Annotated in this window: 9 protein-coding genes and 2 pseudogenes; 5 read left to right on the forward strand and 6 right to left on the reverse strand. The window is 45.9% G+C overall.

Features of this window, described 5'->3' with window-relative positions; all coding sequences use genetic code 11:
• Both srfAA and hxlR read right to left on the reverse strand, forming a co-directional pair.
• A partial coding sequence (gene srfAA, locus BLL41_RS16420) for a surfactin non-ribosomal peptide synthetase SrfAA (protein WP_071578669.1) occupies window positions 1–8,866 on the reverse strand: 8,866 nt, incomplete at its 3' end.
• Between the two features lie 573 nt (window positions 8,867–9,439).
• Window positions 9,440–9,802 carry a transcriptional activator HxlR gene (gene hxlR, locus BLL41_RS16430; protein ID WP_071578670.1) on the reverse strand — a complete coding sequence of 121 codons (363 nt, stop codon included), beginning with the start codon at window positions 9,800–9,802 and terminating at the stop codon, window positions 9,440–9,442.
• Between the two features lie 232 nt (window positions 9,803–10,034).
• On the opposite strand from hxlR, the gene hxlA reads away from it, so the two are divergent.
• The 5 genes from hxlA (at window position 10,035) to nin (ending at window position 14,103) form a co-directional block, all read left to right on the forward strand.
• On the forward strand, window positions 10,035–10,667 hold the full coding sequence (gene hxlA / locus BLL41_RS16435; protein WP_071578671.1) for a 3-hexulose-6-phosphate synthase: 633 nt from the start codon (window positions 10,035–10,037) through the stop codon (window positions 10,665–10,667).
• A 5-nt stretch (window positions 10,668–10,672) separates the two neighbouring features.
• The gene (gene hxlB, locus BLL41_RS16440; RefSeq protein WP_071578672.1) at window positions 10,673–11,230 is read left to right on the forward strand and encodes a 6-phospho-3-hexuloisomerase; all 558 of its coding nucleotides are present in this window, start codon (window positions 10,673–10,675) and stop codon (window positions 11,228–11,230) included.
• Window positions 11,231–11,339: 109 nt separating this feature from the next.
• Complete coding sequence (tlpC, locus tag BLL41_RS16445) at window positions 11,340–13,061, forward strand: methyl-accepting chemotaxis protein TlpC (protein ID WP_071578673.1); 1,722 nt, start codon at window positions 11,340–11,342, stop codon at window positions 13,059–13,061.
• Window positions 13,062–13,228: 167 nt separating this feature from the next.
• Window positions 13,229–13,678, forward strand: coding sequence for a DNA-entry nuclease (nucA, locus tag BLL41_RS16450; protein ID WP_071578674.1), 450 nt, complete (start codon window positions 13,229–13,231; stop codon window positions 13,676–13,678).
• Window positions 13,679–13,704: 26 nt separating this feature from the next.
• Window positions 13,705–14,103: a DNA-entry nuclease inhibitor gene (gene nin, locus BLL41_RS16455; RefSeq protein WP_071578675.1), complete on the forward strand. Its 399-nt coding sequence runs from the start codon at window positions 13,705–13,707 to the stop codon at window positions 14,101–14,103.
• A 37-nt stretch (window positions 14,104–14,140) separates the two neighbouring features.
• Here the strand turns inward: nin and bglC are convergent, their stop codons facing one another.
• The 4 genes and pseudogenes from bglC to BLL41_RS23350 form a co-directional block, all read right to left on the reverse strand.
• The gene (gene bglC / locus BLL41_RS16460; RefSeq protein ID WP_071578676.1) at window positions 14,141–15,574 is read right to left on the reverse strand and encodes a 6-phospho-beta-glucosidase; all 1,434 of its coding nucleotides are present in this window, start codon (window positions 15,572–15,574) and stop codon (window positions 14,141–14,143) included.
• A gap of 153 nt (window positions 15,575–15,727) precedes the next feature.
• A complete protein-coding gene (locus BLL41_RS16465; protein ID WP_071578807.1) occupies window positions 15,728–16,060 on the reverse strand; it encodes a YckD family protein in 333 nt (110 codons plus the stop codon).
• A gap of 80 nt (window positions 16,061–16,140) precedes the next feature.
• Window positions 16,141–16,514, reverse strand: a pseudogene (locus tag BLL41_RS16470) (RDD family protein).
• Window positions 16,501–16,690, reverse strand: a pseudogene (locus BLL41_RS23350) (hypothetical protein); the annotation flags it as partial. The pseudogenes BLL41_RS16470 and BLL41_RS23350, both read right to left, overlap by 14 nt.
• Window positions 16,691–16,801: the final 111 nt, after the last annotated feature.

Raw genomic sequence — 16,801 nt, forward strand, 5'->3', positions numbered from 1 at the left:
CAGAAAGCTGGGCGAGCTGGACTTCGATTTCTGAAAGCTCGATTCGGTAGCCGCGGACCTTGACCTGCTGGTCGATCCGGCCGATGTATTCGATGCCGCCGTTCACCCACTTCACCAAGTCGCCGGTGCGGTACATGCGCTCACCCGGCACAAACGGATCAGCGACAAACCGCTTCGCGGTTTCGTCTTCTCGATTCAGATAGCCTCGCGCCAATCCGCGTCCCGCCACGCAAAGCTCTCCGGCTACGCCTTCCGGCTGCACCTGATTGCCTTCGCCAAGAATGTACACTCTCGTATTGGCGATCGCCCGTCCGATGGAAAGCGAGCCTTCCTCCGGATGGATTTCCGTGCTTGTGGCAACAACCGTGTTTTCTGTCGGCCCGTAGTTGTTGACGAGTGTGTATGGCTGTTTGACTGCGCGCTTCAGCTTGTCTCCGCCTGTGAGCAATACGCGTAGTGATGTGTTCTCAAGCTCCATGAACTGTTCCGCAAGCTGTGTCGGCAGGAACGTGATCGTTACGCCGTTCGTTTCGAAGTAATCATTTAGGCGGACGATATCGAGGCGGATCGCTTCATCAATGACATGAAGCTCGGCGCCGATCGTCCAGGTCGGGAACATCTCCCAAATGGAAGCGTCGAATCCAAAGCCCGCATACTTCGCACTGCGGTCCTCCGCTGTCATGCTGAACGCGTCGTGGTGCCAGAAGCACAGGTTCACAAGCGCACGGTGCTCGACCATGACACCCTTCGGCTGTCCGGTCGTTCCAGACGTGTAAATCATGTACGCCAAGTTCTCCGCGGTTACAGCGGTCTCTGGATTTTCCTCGTCGTTTTCATCAAGCGGCAGGCTTAGAATCGTGCGGTTTCCGTCGAGAAGAATGACATCTCCCGTATAGCTGTCCGGCACTGAAATGCCTTCCTGTTTCAAGAGAAGCTTCGTGCCGCTGTCCTGTAAAATATATTCAATCCGCTGATCAGGGTAGTCAGGATCAATCGGCACAAACGCCGCTCCCGCCTTTAAGACGCCGAGCACCGCGGCGGACATTTCAAGCGACGGCTTCGTGAGAACGCCGACGCGCTCATCCGGGCTGATGCCGCAGTCCATCAGAATCCGCGCGAGACGGTTTGCCTTCGCATTCAGCTCGCCGTACGTCCAAGATTGGCCGTTGTATGTGACAGCCGGGCGGTCTTTGTGGCGCTGAGCAGTTTCTTCAAATAGCTGATGAACCGTTTTGTCTGTCGGCACAGGCAGCGTCTTGCCCTTCCACGCCTCGAGAAGCGCTTGTTTTTCTGTTTCAGTGACGAGTGACAGGCTGGAAAGCGGCTGGTTCGGGTTGCCAATAACAGCATCTAAAAGCTGCATCCAGTATTGCTTCCATCGTTCAATCGTTTTCTGCTTAAACAGAGCTGTATTGTATTCGAGTACGAATGTAAGCCCGCCGTCGGTTTCGTCAGCCGTCAGCGTGAGGTCAAACTTGGCTGTTTTCCGTTCAAACGGATGCGGCTCAAGCTGAATCCCTTTCATTGTTAAATCCTTTATGTTCGCATTTTGCATTGAAAAAACTGCATCGAATAACGGATTTCTGCTTGTGTCACGCTGAACCTGAACATTTCCGATCAAGTCCTCAAGCGGGTAATCCTGCGCATCAAAAGCGCTGAGTGCCGTTTCTTTCACTTCGTTAAGATAGTTGGCAAACGTCTTTTCACCCTTCGGATACGTGCGCAGCGCCAATGTATTGACGAACATTCCGATGACGCGGCTGACGTCCGCTTGAGATCGTCCGGCGACAGGTGAACCGACGATGATATCGTCTTGCCCGCTAAGTTTTGATAAAAACGCACTGTATGAAGCTAGAAGCACCATGTAAAGCGTGGAATCCATTTCTTTTGCAAGCCTGCGCAGAGCATCAGCTTTGCCTGCTTCTAATGAAAATGCAATGCGGTCTCCCTCAAATGTTTGAACGGCAGGCCGGCTGTAATCAGTCGGAAGCGTCAGTACCGGCAGCTCTCCATTCAACTCCTTCAGCCAATGTTCCTCTTGCTTTTTGTAAAGCTCAGACTGAATAAACTGCTGCTGCCACACAGCATAATCCTTATATTGAATACGAAGCGGCTCAAGGTCTTCTCCGTCGTACAGCTTTGAAAGCTCTTCAATCAGCACACCGACAGACGCACCGTCAGAAATAATGTGATGCATATCGAACAGCAGCACATGCTCAGTTTCTGAATGCTTGATCAGCCCTATTCTGAACAGTGGAAGTTGGTCGATTTTGAAAGGCTTAATAAACTCAGAAACGATCCGCTCTGTCTCTTCTTTCGGGGCTTCGAAATAGGCCATCTCACACTCAGCCTCTTCCCAGATCCGCTGCACCGTTTCTCCATCTTTTATTTCAAACGTGGTTCTCAAGGCTTCATGACGCTGCATTAACTGCTGCATGACGCTGTTAAGCCTTTCAATATCAAGCTCACCTGTAAGGCGCAGAACCGCCGGCATGTTATAGCTCGTTTGCGCATCTTCAAGCTGCTGAAGGACATACATCCGTTTTTGCGGTGAAGAAACAGGATACGTATCTTGTTTCTCTGCCGGGCTGATACTGGCGGCTGTCCCTTTTTCAGCAGAGGCAATCACCTGTGCTAAGCCCTCAACCGTCGGTGACTGGAAGAGATCCTTGAGTGACAGCTCAACGCCCAGCTCCTGATGAACCAAGGCAAGCATCTTCATGCCTGCTAATGAATGTCCGCCAATGTCAAAGAAGTGGTCATAAACACCAACTTGTTCAGCCTGAAGCACCTGCGCCCAAATGTCTGCGACTTTTTGTTCCGTTTCATTGCGTGGCGGAACATATGAAACACCTCTTGAAACGTTGGCATCAGGAATCGGCAGCGCTCTCCGGTCAATTTTTCCGTTCCCTGTCAGCGGCAGCTCATCCATTTGGATAAACACCGCAGGAACCATATATGCCGGCAAGTCCTTCGCAGCATGCTCTCTCAGCTCCTGTGATGAGATGTCTCCCTCTCCGACATAGTAAGCGCAAAGCAATTGATCTCCTGCTCCTTGTTCAACAGCAAGCACAACACTCTCCTGAACACGATCATGGGTTTGCAGCTGATGTTCGATTTCTCCAAGCTCGATGCGCTGTCCGCGAATCTTCACCTGATGGTCGATTCGCCCGATAAATTCGATGTCGCCATTCGGCAGCCATCGGGCAAGGTCTCCCGTTTTATACATGCGTTCACCGGATGCAAACGGATGGGGAACAAATTTCTCCTCAGTCAGCTCTGGACGGTTGTAATAGCCTTTCACGAGTCCTTCGCCGCTGACGCAAAGCTCTCCGGCAATCCCGGCAGGCTGCACGTGTCCCGTACGGTCAAGAATATATACTTCCGTATTGCTGACCGGTTTACCAATCGGAACAGACAGCGTGTGCTCCTCTAACTCATCAACCGGATGATACGTCGCGAAAACCGTGCTTTCAGACGGCCCATACATGTGAAGGAGCTTCCCCTTTCCAACCGTTTGCAAAGCTTTTCTGACATGCTCAACCGAAGCCCGTTCCCCGCCAAACATAATCTTGCGCAGCGTTGACAAGCACGCCGGATTCAAGTCCACAAGCAAGTGGAACAAAGCGGTTGTAATCATGAGAATGCTGATGTTCTCTTGTTCAATGACGCGAGACAGGCGAGCCATATCCAAGACGGTTTCCTTCGGTATCAGCACCAGCTTGGCACCGTTTAACAAAGAGCCGAACATATCGAACATAAACGCGTCAAACACGTAATTGGAAAGTCCGAGAATCGTATCCTGTTCTGTAATGCTGAGAAAATTCGTTTTCTTCACCGTACGGAGAATATTGGCATGTGTCACGATATTCCCCTTTGGTGTTCCTGTCGTTCCGGAAGTATACGTCAGGTTGGCCATTGCCGCAGAATCAAGAGGCAGTGCGAGATTTCGCGCTTCGTCATGATAGCTTTCTTCCTCATCTGCGAGCACGATAACGCCGCCAAATTCCGCTTCTTCCGCTAAAGTCTTTAATTTCCTCTGTGTGAGAAGCACCTTTGCGCCGCTGTCACGGAAGAAATGCTGGATTCGCTGAATCGGGTGTTCCGGATCAATCGGAACATAAGCCGAACCTGATTTTAATACTGCCAAGATCGACACAATCATCTCCATTGACCGCTCGCATAAGACAGCCGCAGTTCTGCCTTCGCCAGCTCCAAGAGAAAGAATGCCGTGGGCTAAACGATTGGCCCGTTCATTCAGCTCACGATAAGTGAGTGTTTCACCTTCATATTGAAGCGCCGGATGGTCTGGTGTTTTCACCGCTTGCTCTTCAAACAGCTGAACAATTGTTTTGTCTTTCGGATAAAGTGTTCTGCCCGGGTTAAACTGCTGAATTTGCAAAGCAGCCTCCTCTTCAGAAAGAAGCTTAAACTCGGAAATCCGCTGTTCCGGCTCAGCCGCAGCATCTTCAAGCAAACGCGCAAAATGCGTAAGCAGCCTGTTTGCCGTGCTTTGTTTAAATAGTTTCGTGCTGTAATCCAAATCAAGCTCAATGCCTTCATCGGTTTCTCTCGCCTGCACCGTCAAATCAAATTTGGCAATCTTGAAATTGGTCTCATGAAGAGACAAGGACAGATCGCCGACAGCCGGAATGCCCTCTGTCGCGTTTTGAAGGCTGAACATCGTGTCAAACAGCGGATGCCTGCTTACATCACGCGGGATGTTCAAATCTTCAACAAGCCACTCAAACGGATAGTCCTGATGAGAAAAGGCATCCAGCACCCGTTTGCGGACACGCGAGATCAATTGGGTAAACGTCTCATCCTGCTTGACCTCACTGCGAATCGCAAGCGTATTGACGAACATCCCGACAATGCCCTCTGTATCGGAGTGGTTTCTGCCGGCTGACGGCGTCCCGACAATGATGTCGTCCTGTCCCGTATACTTTGACAAAAGCGTATAGTAAGCGGAAAGCATCACCATATACAAAGTGGCGCCGTTTTGTTCAGCCAAACGATTGAGGCGATCCTTTACCCCCGCATCCAGCTTGATTGACACCCGATCCCCTTCAAAGCTTTGAACAGGCGGTCTCGGGTAATCGGACAGAAGCTGAAGCACCGGGAGTTCGCCTGCAAAGACTTCCTTCCAATAAGCTTGGTCTTTCTTGTACCCTTCAGCAGCCTGCCTGCTTTGCCATACGGCGTAGTCCTTATACTGGAGACGAAGCTCAGGAAGCTGTTCGCCTTTATAAATGCGTGCTAATTCCTCCAATATAATGCCAATGGATACACCGTCAGAAATCAAGTGGTGCATGTCAAACAGCAGCATATGACGGTTCTCTTCAAGCTCCAGCAAACCGATTCTGAACAACGGTGCTTTCGCCAAGTCAAATCTCCGAACGAATGAAGCCATAATTGCCTCATCTGAGCGGCCGCCTCTTTCAATCATCTCAATGTTGAATTCAACGCTGTCGTGAATGTTCTGTCTCGGCGTGCTGTTTTCAAGAACAAATGATGTTCTCAACGACTCGTGGCGTCGGATTAACCCCTGAAATGCGCGCTCCAGCTTTTGAATATCTAAGGGCCCTTCCAGAATTGCTGCTGCCGGCATGTTGTAGCCGACTCCCGCATCCTCGAACTGGCTGACGATATATGTTCGCTGCTGTGCCAGAGAAAGCGGATAATGCTCCTGTTTTTCAGCAGGTTCAATCACCGCAAAAGCTTTGCTTTCTCTGTGATCGGCTTCCTGTGCAAGAGCCGCAATCGTCGGATGCTCAAACAAATATTGAAGCGGAATCTCGGCGCCTGTTTCCTTATGAATCTTCGTTAAAAGGGTCATGGCCTTCAATGAATGTCCGCCCGTTTCAAAGAAATTGTCAAAGATTCCCGCCTTCTCAACGTTCAGCACATCCTGCCAAATGGCTGCGATTGCTTTTTCAGTCTCATTTCGCGGCGCTGTATAGGCCGTGCTGCTGACAGCCTTCACTTCTAGCGCAAACAGCTTGCGGCGGTCGACTTTGCCGCTTGGCGTAAGCGGAATTTCTGTCACGTCTGTAAAGTAAACCGGCACCATATAGTCAGGAAGCTGTCTGGCCGCCTGCTCCCGTAGGCTGGCAGGTGCAAATTCGCTTCCAGGCTTCTGCACAACATATGCGCAAACCTCAAGATTTCTCTGTTCGTCAGGGCGTGCCAAAACAACGGCTTTCGCAACGTCGGGCGCCTGCTGAATCACAGCTTCAATTTCCCCAAGCTCAATCCGGTAGCCGCGGACTTTGACCTGGTCATCCTCTCTGCCTAAATATTCGATTGTTCCATCTGGAAGCCAGCGCACCACATCCCCGGTTCGGTACATGCGCTCGCCCGGCATGAACGGATCTTGTAAAAACTTCTCATCCGTCAATTCAGGCAAATGCAAATAGCCTCGACCCACACCGTCTCCCGCGATATAAAGCTCGCCAGCCACGCCTTCAGGCTGCAGCCGGCCTTTTTGATCCAAAATATATAAGCGATTATTTCCCAGCGCTTTCCCGATCGGCACATACGCTGATTGAACGGGACTCTCCGGGATAACCGGATGAACAGAGGCGTCAACACACGTTTCAGTCGGCCCGTACACATTGGTCAAACGCGGTGCCGCGCCTGTTTCTTTAAACAGCTTCAGCAGTTTATCTGCAACGACAGAGGATAGGCCTTCTCCGCCGATCAGCATATGCTTCAGCTTAAGTCCGCCAAGATCGCCCGCCGCTATCAGCATTTGCAGATGGGCAGGTGTACCATCCGTCGCCTCAATGCTATTTCTCCGATAATACGCAGCAAGGGCGGCCCCGTTCGTCACTGTTTTCTTCGGTACGATATAAAGGGTTTGTCCCAAAAGAAGCGACGCGAAAATCTGCTTCACCGACGCATCAAAGTGGAACGGCGCAAGCAATGCCATCCGCAGGGTTTGGCAGCCGCTTTGATAAATCGTCTGCTGCAGAGATTCAACCAAGTGATGAACCTGGCGATGCTCGATCATAACGCCTTTCGGACGTCCGGTTGTTCCCGATGTGTAAATAATGTAGGCAAGATTCCGTGCGTCCACATCTGCATTCAGGCTTTCTTCTGCACCTTCTGCAATTGCCTGATCTAAGTCAATCAGCTCAGCATCGACTTCAGGCGCCGCAACCTTCGATTCAGTCAGGATGAAGTCCGCCCCGCAATCCTCCAAAATATATTGAATCCGCTCAGCAGGAAAAGCGGGATCAATCGGCACATAGGCTCCACCGGCTTTTAAAATCCCCATGATAGATGTAATCATCCGTTCAGAGCGTTCAATCAGTACCGCGACAGGACTGTCCGGGCCAACCCCTTTTTGTTTCAGCACATTGGCGATGCGTGCAGATTGCTCATGTAACGTTCGATAGGACAATGTGCGATCCTCAAATACAACCGCTGGATGATCTGAAAGCAGCTCAGCCTTTTCTTGGAACAGCTCCGGGATCGTCATGTCCTTGCGGTAGCTGACGGATTTACCGCCAGCCCTCGCAAGTAGCTTCTCTTTCTCCGCTTCAGAAATCATCGTTAATTCATCAATTGTATGTTCTGGATGCGTTAACGCGTTCTCCAGCATGGTAATCATGCGCTCACAAATCATGTTGATTTCTTCACGTGAAAATAAATCAGTGCGGTAATCAAAATCTATGGTGAGTTTCCCAGTATCCCATCGATCCTTTACATGAATCGAGACATCATTTAATCCGCTGCCGCTGAAAATCGGCTCAGTCAAAAAGGCAAGATCCTCTTCTTTCTGCCACTGCATCACTTGATATTCAAGAGAAACCGTGAACAGCTTGGTCAAAGAGCTCTTTGTTTCACGCAAATCGTTGATCAGGAGATTATACGGATACTTTTGGTGGCGAAGTGTCTTCATGAGATCCTTCATCCGGTCTTTGACAAATTCTAAAAACGCTTGCCCGCCGTCAATTTTTGTCCGAAGCGGAACCGTAGAAACAAACATGCCTAACATCTGCTTCTCTTTCGCATTCGTCCGGTTGCCCATAAAGGTTCCCGTCACAACATCATTCTGGCCACTGACCCTGTACAAATAGGCGGCAAGCAACGATTGAAACACCGAAAGAACACTGACTTTGTTTGCCTCACAAAACGATAGAATCTGTTGATGAAGCGCTTCAGACACATCTTTAGAGTACCTCTCAGCATCTAAACTCCCTCCTGCGGAAGCATTCCGTTTCAGGGAAACAAGTTCAGGCACCGATTCAAATTGCTTGTTCCAAAACGCCTTGTCCTTTTCAAACCGCTTCGATTGAGCATAGTCCTGTTCAGATAAAACATGATCGATAAATGAATGCGAGATTCCTTCTTCTGTCTCTGAGCCGCTGGCTAATTCTAAATAAATGTGCATGATCGCATTCCCGAGAATATTCATGGAGATACCATCAGAAATCACGTGATGAACATTTGCGTAAAACCACACTTCATTTTCCTTTATGGTGAACAAGGAAAAACGGAACAAATCACAATCGTACAGCGGCAAAGGTTTCTTCGTTTCCTCCCGGCTCCATTGTGAAATAAACTCTATCGCATTCGGATCTTCAGTAGTGTCAGTATGTTTTATATCAACAGGCCGATACTCGCTAATATATTGAATAGGCTCCCCGTTTTCATCTAGCCGCAACCGAAGGCGCATGGCGTCATTTCTGCGAATAAACTCTTGAATCGCCTGCTCAACAAGCACATAATCAATCGCATCAGCTGAAACCAGCTTACCAATCCCCGCAAGATTTGAAATGCTCGTGTGAGGATAAAATTTTTCTGTGTACCAAATTCGTTTTTGTGCATCCGTTAAAGGGTAAAAAGTTATTTCCATATTGTCATACCTCCCCTAATCTTTATAAGCAGTGAACATGTGCAACGCATTTTCTCTTTCTTATCCATACCAGTTTTTAATTCTTATGAACTAACAACCGAAATAGCCCAAAGTACTACACTTAAAAAGCAGTGCTTCCAATCACTTCCAATCTACCGCTATTAAAACAGGCTGCCGTCAGTCAGCATTGCGGGGTTTAACACAAGCGGATAAAGACCGCAAGACTCTCACCCTAATAAGAAACAATTTTGGCTATTTATTCATTGTTTTCAATATTTTTTATCTTGCTACCGTTCACTTTAAATGAAAAAAATGTTTTTATCACCGAAAAATGGGTGAAAAGTTTCATGCGGGATGCCGAAAGATTCCAGTTTATTTACAGGGATATTTTTGCGGGATGCCGCAATTATTTCCACTAAACATTATTTACAGAAAAATAAAAATTTTTAAAACGAATTACTGCGTTCAATCTTATTTATTGTTGACTGCGATTTACAATCTTTACATGATATATGTTTACCGCGCAAAAACCGAAAAACAGGCAAAAAAAAAGACACCCTTGCGAAGAGCGCCTTACAACGATTCTTTCATGACATTTTTGTCGATATCAATCAATTCCATATAGCCTTTCCCCCACTCATACATGGCATCAAGAATAGGCATGAGGCTTTCTCCTTGCGAGGTCAGAGAATATTCAACCCTCGGCGGGACAACCGGATACACTTCCCTGTGAACAATCATATCCTGCTCAAGCTCTCTCAGCTGATTCGCGAGGATCTTCTGCGTAATATCAGGAATCAATGTTTTTAATTCATTGAACCGTTTTGTTCCCTCTTTTCCCAAATGCCACAAAATGAGCATTTTCCATTTACCGCCAATCACTGCAAGCGTTAATTCCTTCTCACAATTAAACCTTTTTCCGTCCATCCGGCTCAAAAGAAATCCCCCCTTAGTAACCTTTTTATATGTTAGATACGTATCGTCACTTACTTACTTTTTTGCAGACTATTTTTTCATTATACTCACTCATAATACTAAGAGAAAGAAATCTGATTGCCTCTCCTCACAGTATCCTCCAAGTAACTTGTTGACTTCAAAGTGCCTACTTCTCATCAAAAGAGGGAACCTATAGAATGAAAAATAATTCGAAAAAGGGAGTGGATCAACAATGGAATTACAGCTTGCATTAGACCTCGTCAACATCCCAGAAGCCATTGAGCTTGTCAAAGAAGTGGAGCAATATATCGACGTGGTTGAAATCGGAACACCGGTCGTCATTAATGAAGGCCTAAGAGCGGTTAAAGAAATAAAAGACACATTTCCGCAATTGAAAGTTCTTGCAGACCTGAAAATCATGGATGCCGGGGGCTACGAAATCATGAAAGCGTCGGAAGCGGGCGCTGACATCATCACCGTTTTAGGGGCTACAGACGATGCAACGATTAAAGGCGCAGTAGAAGAAGCCAAAAAACAAAAGAAGAAAATCCTAGTGGACATGATTAACGTGAAAGACATCGAATCCCGCGCGAAAGAAATCGACGCACTCGGTGTTGACTACATCTGCGTCCATACTGGCTATGATCTTCAAGCAGAGGGCAAAAACTCTTTCGAAGAATTAACGACAATCAAAAATACCGTAAAAAACGCAAAAACCGCAATCGCGGGCGGCATCAAACTTGATACACTGCCAGAAGTAATTAAACAAAAGCCTGACCTTGTCATTGTTGGAGGCGGAATTACAAGCGCGGCAGACAAAGCCGAAACAGCTTCAAAAATGAAACAGCTAATTGCCCAAGGATAAATCAGATGAAAACGACTGAATACGTAACGGAAATTCTCAATGAGTTACACCGTTCAGCAGCCTATATTTCTGATGAAGAAGCTGACCAGCTTGCCGATCACATTATTTCGTCTAATCAAATTTTCACCGCGGGTGCGGGGCGGTCTGGCCTGATGGCAAAATCCTTCGCGATGAGATTGATGCACATGGGCTTTAACGCCCATATAGTCGGTGAAGTTCTCACTCCGCCGCTCGCCGAAGGAGATCTAGTTATTATCGGCTCAGGCTCAGGCGAGACAAAGAGCTTGATTCATACCGCAGCAAAAGCGAAAAGCTTACACGGAATTGTTGCAACTTTAACTATCAATCCGGAATCAAGTATCGGAAAACAAGCAGACCTGATCATTAGAATGCCTGGTTCTCCTAAAGACCAGTCAAACGGAAGCTATAAAACCATTCAGCCAATGGGATCATTATTTGAACAAACGTTGCTGCTATTCTACGATGCAGTAATTTTAAAACTCATGGAGAAAAAAGATCTCGATTCTGAAACCATGTTCACCCACCACGCGAACCTTGAATAGCCTCACCAACCGGCCTGAAGATCAGGCCGGTTTTATTTTTTCTAAAATAAAACTTTAAACCCAAAAACCCGATAAGTAATATGACCTACTAATCACAAAAGGAGGAGTTATGTTGATAAAACGACTAAAAATGAAGCTAGGAACTAAAATTCTTTTCCTGGTTTTTGTGGTGATTCTTTTATTTTCTGCATCAGTCGGCACTGTGATGCTTAAGGAAATTACAGAAAACATGAAACAAATGGCAACTGAAAAAGCGAAAGGTGATCTCGCATTAAGCAGTGCTTATATTGATGATGCCATTTCAGGGGACTGGCAGGTGAAAAACAATAAGCTCTATAAAGGGCAAACACAAATCAATGGAAATGAAGACATTGTTGATTTGCTTGGCGAAAAAACAGGTGACACCATTACCATTTTCCAAGGCGATACTCGTGTTGCAACCAATGTCATGAAGAATGGAGAAAGAGCTGTTGGCACCCAGGCTTCTTCTGAAGTTACTGACACTGTATTAAAGAACGGAAAACGGTTCTACGGACAAGCAGATGTTGCAGGCTCTTCTTATCAGACGGCATACATGCCGCTAAAAGATCAAAACGGAAACATCATCGGCATGCTTTATACCGGGGCCAATCAAAACATTTTAGCATCACTTACACATTCGCTTTTCACTCAATTCGCTATCGTTCTTGTTATCGTCATTATTGTATCAGTCATCCTTGTCCTGGTTTTCACCAAAAAAATCAATAAGCGGCTGAACGCTTTAAAAAGCGCGTTTGAAAGTGCCGGAAACGGAGACATGACAATAGAGGTGTCAGATAAAACCGGTGACGAGCTATCAGAACTAAGCGTCTATTATAATAAGATGAGACTGAAGCTGAACGATACCATCCAAACCGTACAACAATCAGCCCTTCAGCTTGCATCAGCCTCTCAGCAGCTCTCTGCCGGAGCTGAAGAAACAAATCAAGCTTCAGAAAAGATTACAGAAGCTGTACAGCAGATTGCAAATGGAGCCCAAGATCAGATCACCCGAATTGAAAACAGTGAAAGCTCATTAAAACAAGCTTCAGCAGACATCCGGGATATTTCTGCAAATACTGCCGCTATCGCTGACAAAGGGCAGCTCGCGCAATCAAAAGCAGACATTGGGCAAAAGGAAATTGCAAATGTACAGGCGCAAATGGATGCGATTCACCAGTCAATTCAGAAAAGCGGAGAAATCATACACCAGTTAGACGGCCGCTCTAAACAAATTGAGCAAATTTTATCGGTCATCACCCAAATTGCCGATCAGACAAACTTGCTTGCGCTGAATGCAGCGATCGAAGCTGCCAGAGCCGGTGAACATGGAAAAGGCTTTGCTGTTGTTGCCGATGAGGTACGCAAATTAGCGGAAGAGTCTCAACAGTCTGCTGGACAGATTTCAAAACTGATCAAAGAAATACAAAATGATATGAACCAATCTGCAAGATCTGTTGAGCATGTGAAAACAGAAGCTGCAGAAGGGGTCACCATGATCCAGCGCACCAGAGATGCATTTAAGGAAATTGCAACTGCAACAGGTGAAATCAGCGCCGAGATTAGTGATTTATCAGCATCCGTAACAAACATTTCAGCCAGTGCACATCAAATAAATGATTCCTTTGCAGCCAATACGGCCGACATTAAAGAATCTACTAAAAATACCCGGCAAGCGGCTGCATTAACAGAGGAGCAATTTGCTGCAATGGAGGAGATTACCGCAGCTTCTGAAACGCTTTCTCAATTAGCTGAGGAGCTTACCGGTATCATAAGCCAATTTAAAATGATTAATCAAGCCGAAAAAGGCTGATGACTTACTATCATTATTGTAAATTGGCAATCGTATTTTAATGAAAACAAATATTTCGACCTGCTAAAATTACGATTTCTGCAATAAACTGAACGGAAAACATAAAATTTAAACCTTTACACCAAATGCTTTCTGGATTACTCTTGTGTCAGTTTTAAAAGCGGGAGGTGAACATCACGACGGACATCATAAAAACGATACTTCTCGTCATCGTCGTCATAGCAGCTGCAGCTGTCGGCCTGATAAAAGGAGACTTTTTCTCAGCTGATCAAAAAACGTCTCAAACGAAAGAATATGATGAAACAATCGCCTTCCCTTCTGACCGTTATCCCGAAACAGCCAAGCATATTAAGGATGCGATAAATGAGGGGCACTCAGAGGTGTGCACTATCGACAGAGACGGAGCTGAGGAACGCCGCGAGCAATCATTAAAGGACGTACCTTCCAAAAAGGGGTATGACAGAGATGAATGGCCAATGGCCATGTGCAAAGAAGGCGGTGAGGGAGCTTCTGTAGAATACATTTCTCCCGCTGACAACCGCGGAGCAGGCTCTTGGGTCGGGCATCAGCTTACCGATTACCCAGACGGCACAAAGGTTTTATTCACAATTCAGTAAACAGTACATAGAGGAGGAACAGCACATTGATCAAATCATGGAAGCCGCAAGAACTTTCGATTTCATATCATCAATTTACTGTATTTCAAAAGGATTCTACACCTCCTGTAATGGATTGGACTAACGAAGCAATTGAAAAAGGATATGCTGCGGCAGACGGAGCCATTTCCTTTGAGGCACAACGAAATACAAAGGCCTTTATTCTTTTGCGCCTGAACAGTTCAGAAACAGTAAACTCCTTCGAAAAAAAAGTGACTGTTCCTTTTCATGTCACAGAAAACGGAATTCAAATTGAAAGCATCATGTCTAAAAGACTGTCCTTTGATCTGCCTAAAGGAGACTATCAATTGACATGCTGGACGGTGCCGGCTGAAATGTCAGATTTGCACGCCGACACTTATATTATTGATGCTGTTTCTGTGTAATGAAAAAACCCCTGAGAGAATAACTCTCAGGGACTCTTTATAAACTTTCTCCGTTCGTCTTGATGACATCCTGATACCAATAAAAGCTTTTTTTCTTCAAACGTTTTAAATCATGTGTATTTTCTTCATCGCGATTGACATATACAAATCCGTATCTTTTTTGGTAGCCATTCAGCCAGCTTAACAGATCAGTAAACGACCAGCTGCAATAGCCTATCAAATCGACACCGTCGCTGATGGCTTGTCTGCATTGCTCAAGATGCGAACGCAAATATTCAATTCGATAATCATCCTGTACAGTGCCGTCTTCAACCTTATCAAACTCACCCAAACCGTTTTCTGTGATAAACACTGGAAGCTGATAGCGGCTTGTAATTCGTCGAAGGCCGATACGCAATCCAATTGGGTCAATTGTCCAATCCCAGTTGCTCGTTGTCAGATGCGGATTTTTTTTCGTTTTAAATACTCCGGGTATCCCTGTTTCCTGGTTGGTCCCCTTTTGGCCTGTTGTATTCATTTTTCCTTCTGACACACCATCAAGCGGATTTCGTTCGTAGGTGATGGTCTGATAATAATTGACACCTACAAAATCAGGCTTCCCTTTGGCAAGCAGCTCCATATCTCCCGCTTTGATTGTCGGCGCCCAGCCCTGTTTTTCTAAATAGCGGAAAGGAATTTGCGGGTAGGTTCCCCAGCAATACATGTCAAGCCACCAATTGTTCATAAACTCTTCAGCATTTTCAAAAGCCAGTATGTCTTCTGGATGGCTAGATAAAGGATATGCCGGAGAATAAGCAAAGCTTGGACCTATTTTGCCTTCAGGCACATATTCCCTAAAAGATTCAATGGCCTTCGCATTAGCCAGGAACGCTATATGGTTTGCTTCGTAAAATCGTTTTCTGTCTTTCACTCCAGGCGGATGCATGGCTGTAATAAAGCCGTGATTAGTATTGTAGTTCTGTTCGTTTAACGTAACCCAATATTTCACCCTGTCTCCAAAACGTTTATAAAGAGTAATACAGTAATGATTAAAATCCTCTATGATTTTTCTTGATTCAAACCCGCCGTACTCGTCCATAAGCGCTTGAGGCAAATCCCAGTGATATAAAGTCAAAACCGGCTCGATGTCATGAGAAAGCAATTCATCAATCAGGTTGTCGTAAAACGCTAGACCTGCTTCATTGATCTCTCCTTTTCCTTTTGGAAAAATCCGCGGCCAGCTGACGGAAAATCGATACGCTTTTAATCCCATCTCAGCCATCAGAGCGACATCTTCTTTATATCGGTGATAATGGTCAACCGCAATGTCTCCATTGGTTCCTTTAAACGTTTTGCCCGGTATTTTCGTAAACACATCCCAAACAGAAGGGCCTTTGCCATCTTCATTCCAAGCGCCTTCAATCTGGTACGCTGCAGAAGCAGAGCCCCACAAAAAATGTTTCGGAAAAGATTCTGGATGCTGGTGGATCATAGTGTTTATCACTCCTGAATGATTTGATAAACCCATCATAGGCTATGAAACGCGTTTCAGATCAACTGGATCTTAGTCGCGGAACAGTTCGGCTAATATTGCCTACATGTAAATAACGCAAAAGCACCCAATTCCCATTGGATGCTTACCGTCTTAATGTCTTTTTTCAAATTTATGCGGATGGGGATGGGGCTTTGGAACAAAGCCGTTTTGTTTCATCATTTCAAAGTGTTTGTCCATGTGATTTTTGATATATTCTCCTCTTTCTTTAGGCAGTACGCCATATTGTACATACTTTGAGATCACGTCTTTGCGTTTTTTTAGAATATCTGCTTCCATTTTTTCAATCTCTTTCTTTTGCTGATCTGTCAGTGTAACATTTGCGGGAGGCTGCTGCTGTTTTTCAGCGGCTTCAGCTATACCGGTCAGAGAAATGACAGCCGCGGCAATGAACATTGTGATGATGTTGATGGTTATTCTTTTCATCCAGTTTATTCCTCCAATCCAATTTTTCATATGTTTTGCTGCATTGTATTTTTTATGCATAAAAATAAAAAGAGCGAACATTATTCGCTCTTTCTAATCGCTTCGTCAGTATAAAGTTCTTCTTCATCGGGCGACGCGAACGTGACATATGTTCCCGCGATTAAATCATGCAGGGTTCGTTTGTCTTCTCGTACAGCAATCAGAATCAAGCTAGCGATCAAGCCGAGTCCGAAGGTTATACCGTAAACCAGGCCGGCTACAATAACCCGTAAAAACATTGTTAACAGGCTGACTTGTGATCCGTCTTTTTTTACGATTCTGATTCCGCAGATTCTTTTTCCGATAAGGTAGCCGCGCCAAAACCAGGCAGCAAAAGATGCACCGAGACAATCATGTAATCCAGCAATGAAACTCCTAATCTAATCCAGAATCCGGCTGGTTTATAAATATTCATTTGACTCCCCATATTTCTTCAATATGACTTTGATGTTTCCATCTTCTTTCTTGACGAATATATCATATGCCTTAGGGCCATCAGCAAGACTTAATTTATGTGATAGATCGATTTCATGCTTCTTCCACCATTTCATACAGCATTGGCATTAGATGAATAACGAATACCCGGCCCACTGGTGTAATGGCATCCTGGATCTGGGATCAGCTCAACATGCTCTTTTCCTTGATATGTCAGTGCTTTCATCCTTGGACAACTCCTTTATTGTCACTGGATTCCCTGTATAG

The organism is Bacillus sp. FMQ74 (genome assembly GCF_001875785.1).
Classification (GTDB): domain Bacteria; phylum Bacillota; class Bacilli; order Bacillales; family Bacillaceae; genus Bacillus; species Bacillus stercoris.

Coding starts and splice junctions, on each gene's coding strand:
- tlpC (WP_071578673.1), top strand. CDS start 11,340: ATGTTGATAAAACGACTAAAAATGAAGCTAGGAACTAAAATTCTTTTC.
- BLL41_RS16465 (WP_071578807.1), bottom strand. CDS start 16,060: ATGAAAAGAATAACCATCAACATCATCACAATGTTCATTGCCGCGGCT.
- bglC (WP_071578676.1), bottom strand. CDS start 15,574: ATGATCCACCAGCATCCAGAATCTTTTCCGAAACATTTTTTGTGGGGC.
- hxlA (WP_071578671.1), top strand. CDS start 10,035: ATGGAATTACAGCTTGCATTAGACCTCGTCAACATCCCAGAAGCCATT.
- hxlB (WP_071578672.1), top strand. CDS start 10,673: ATGAAAACGACTGAATACGTAACGGAAATTCTCAATGAGTTACACCGT.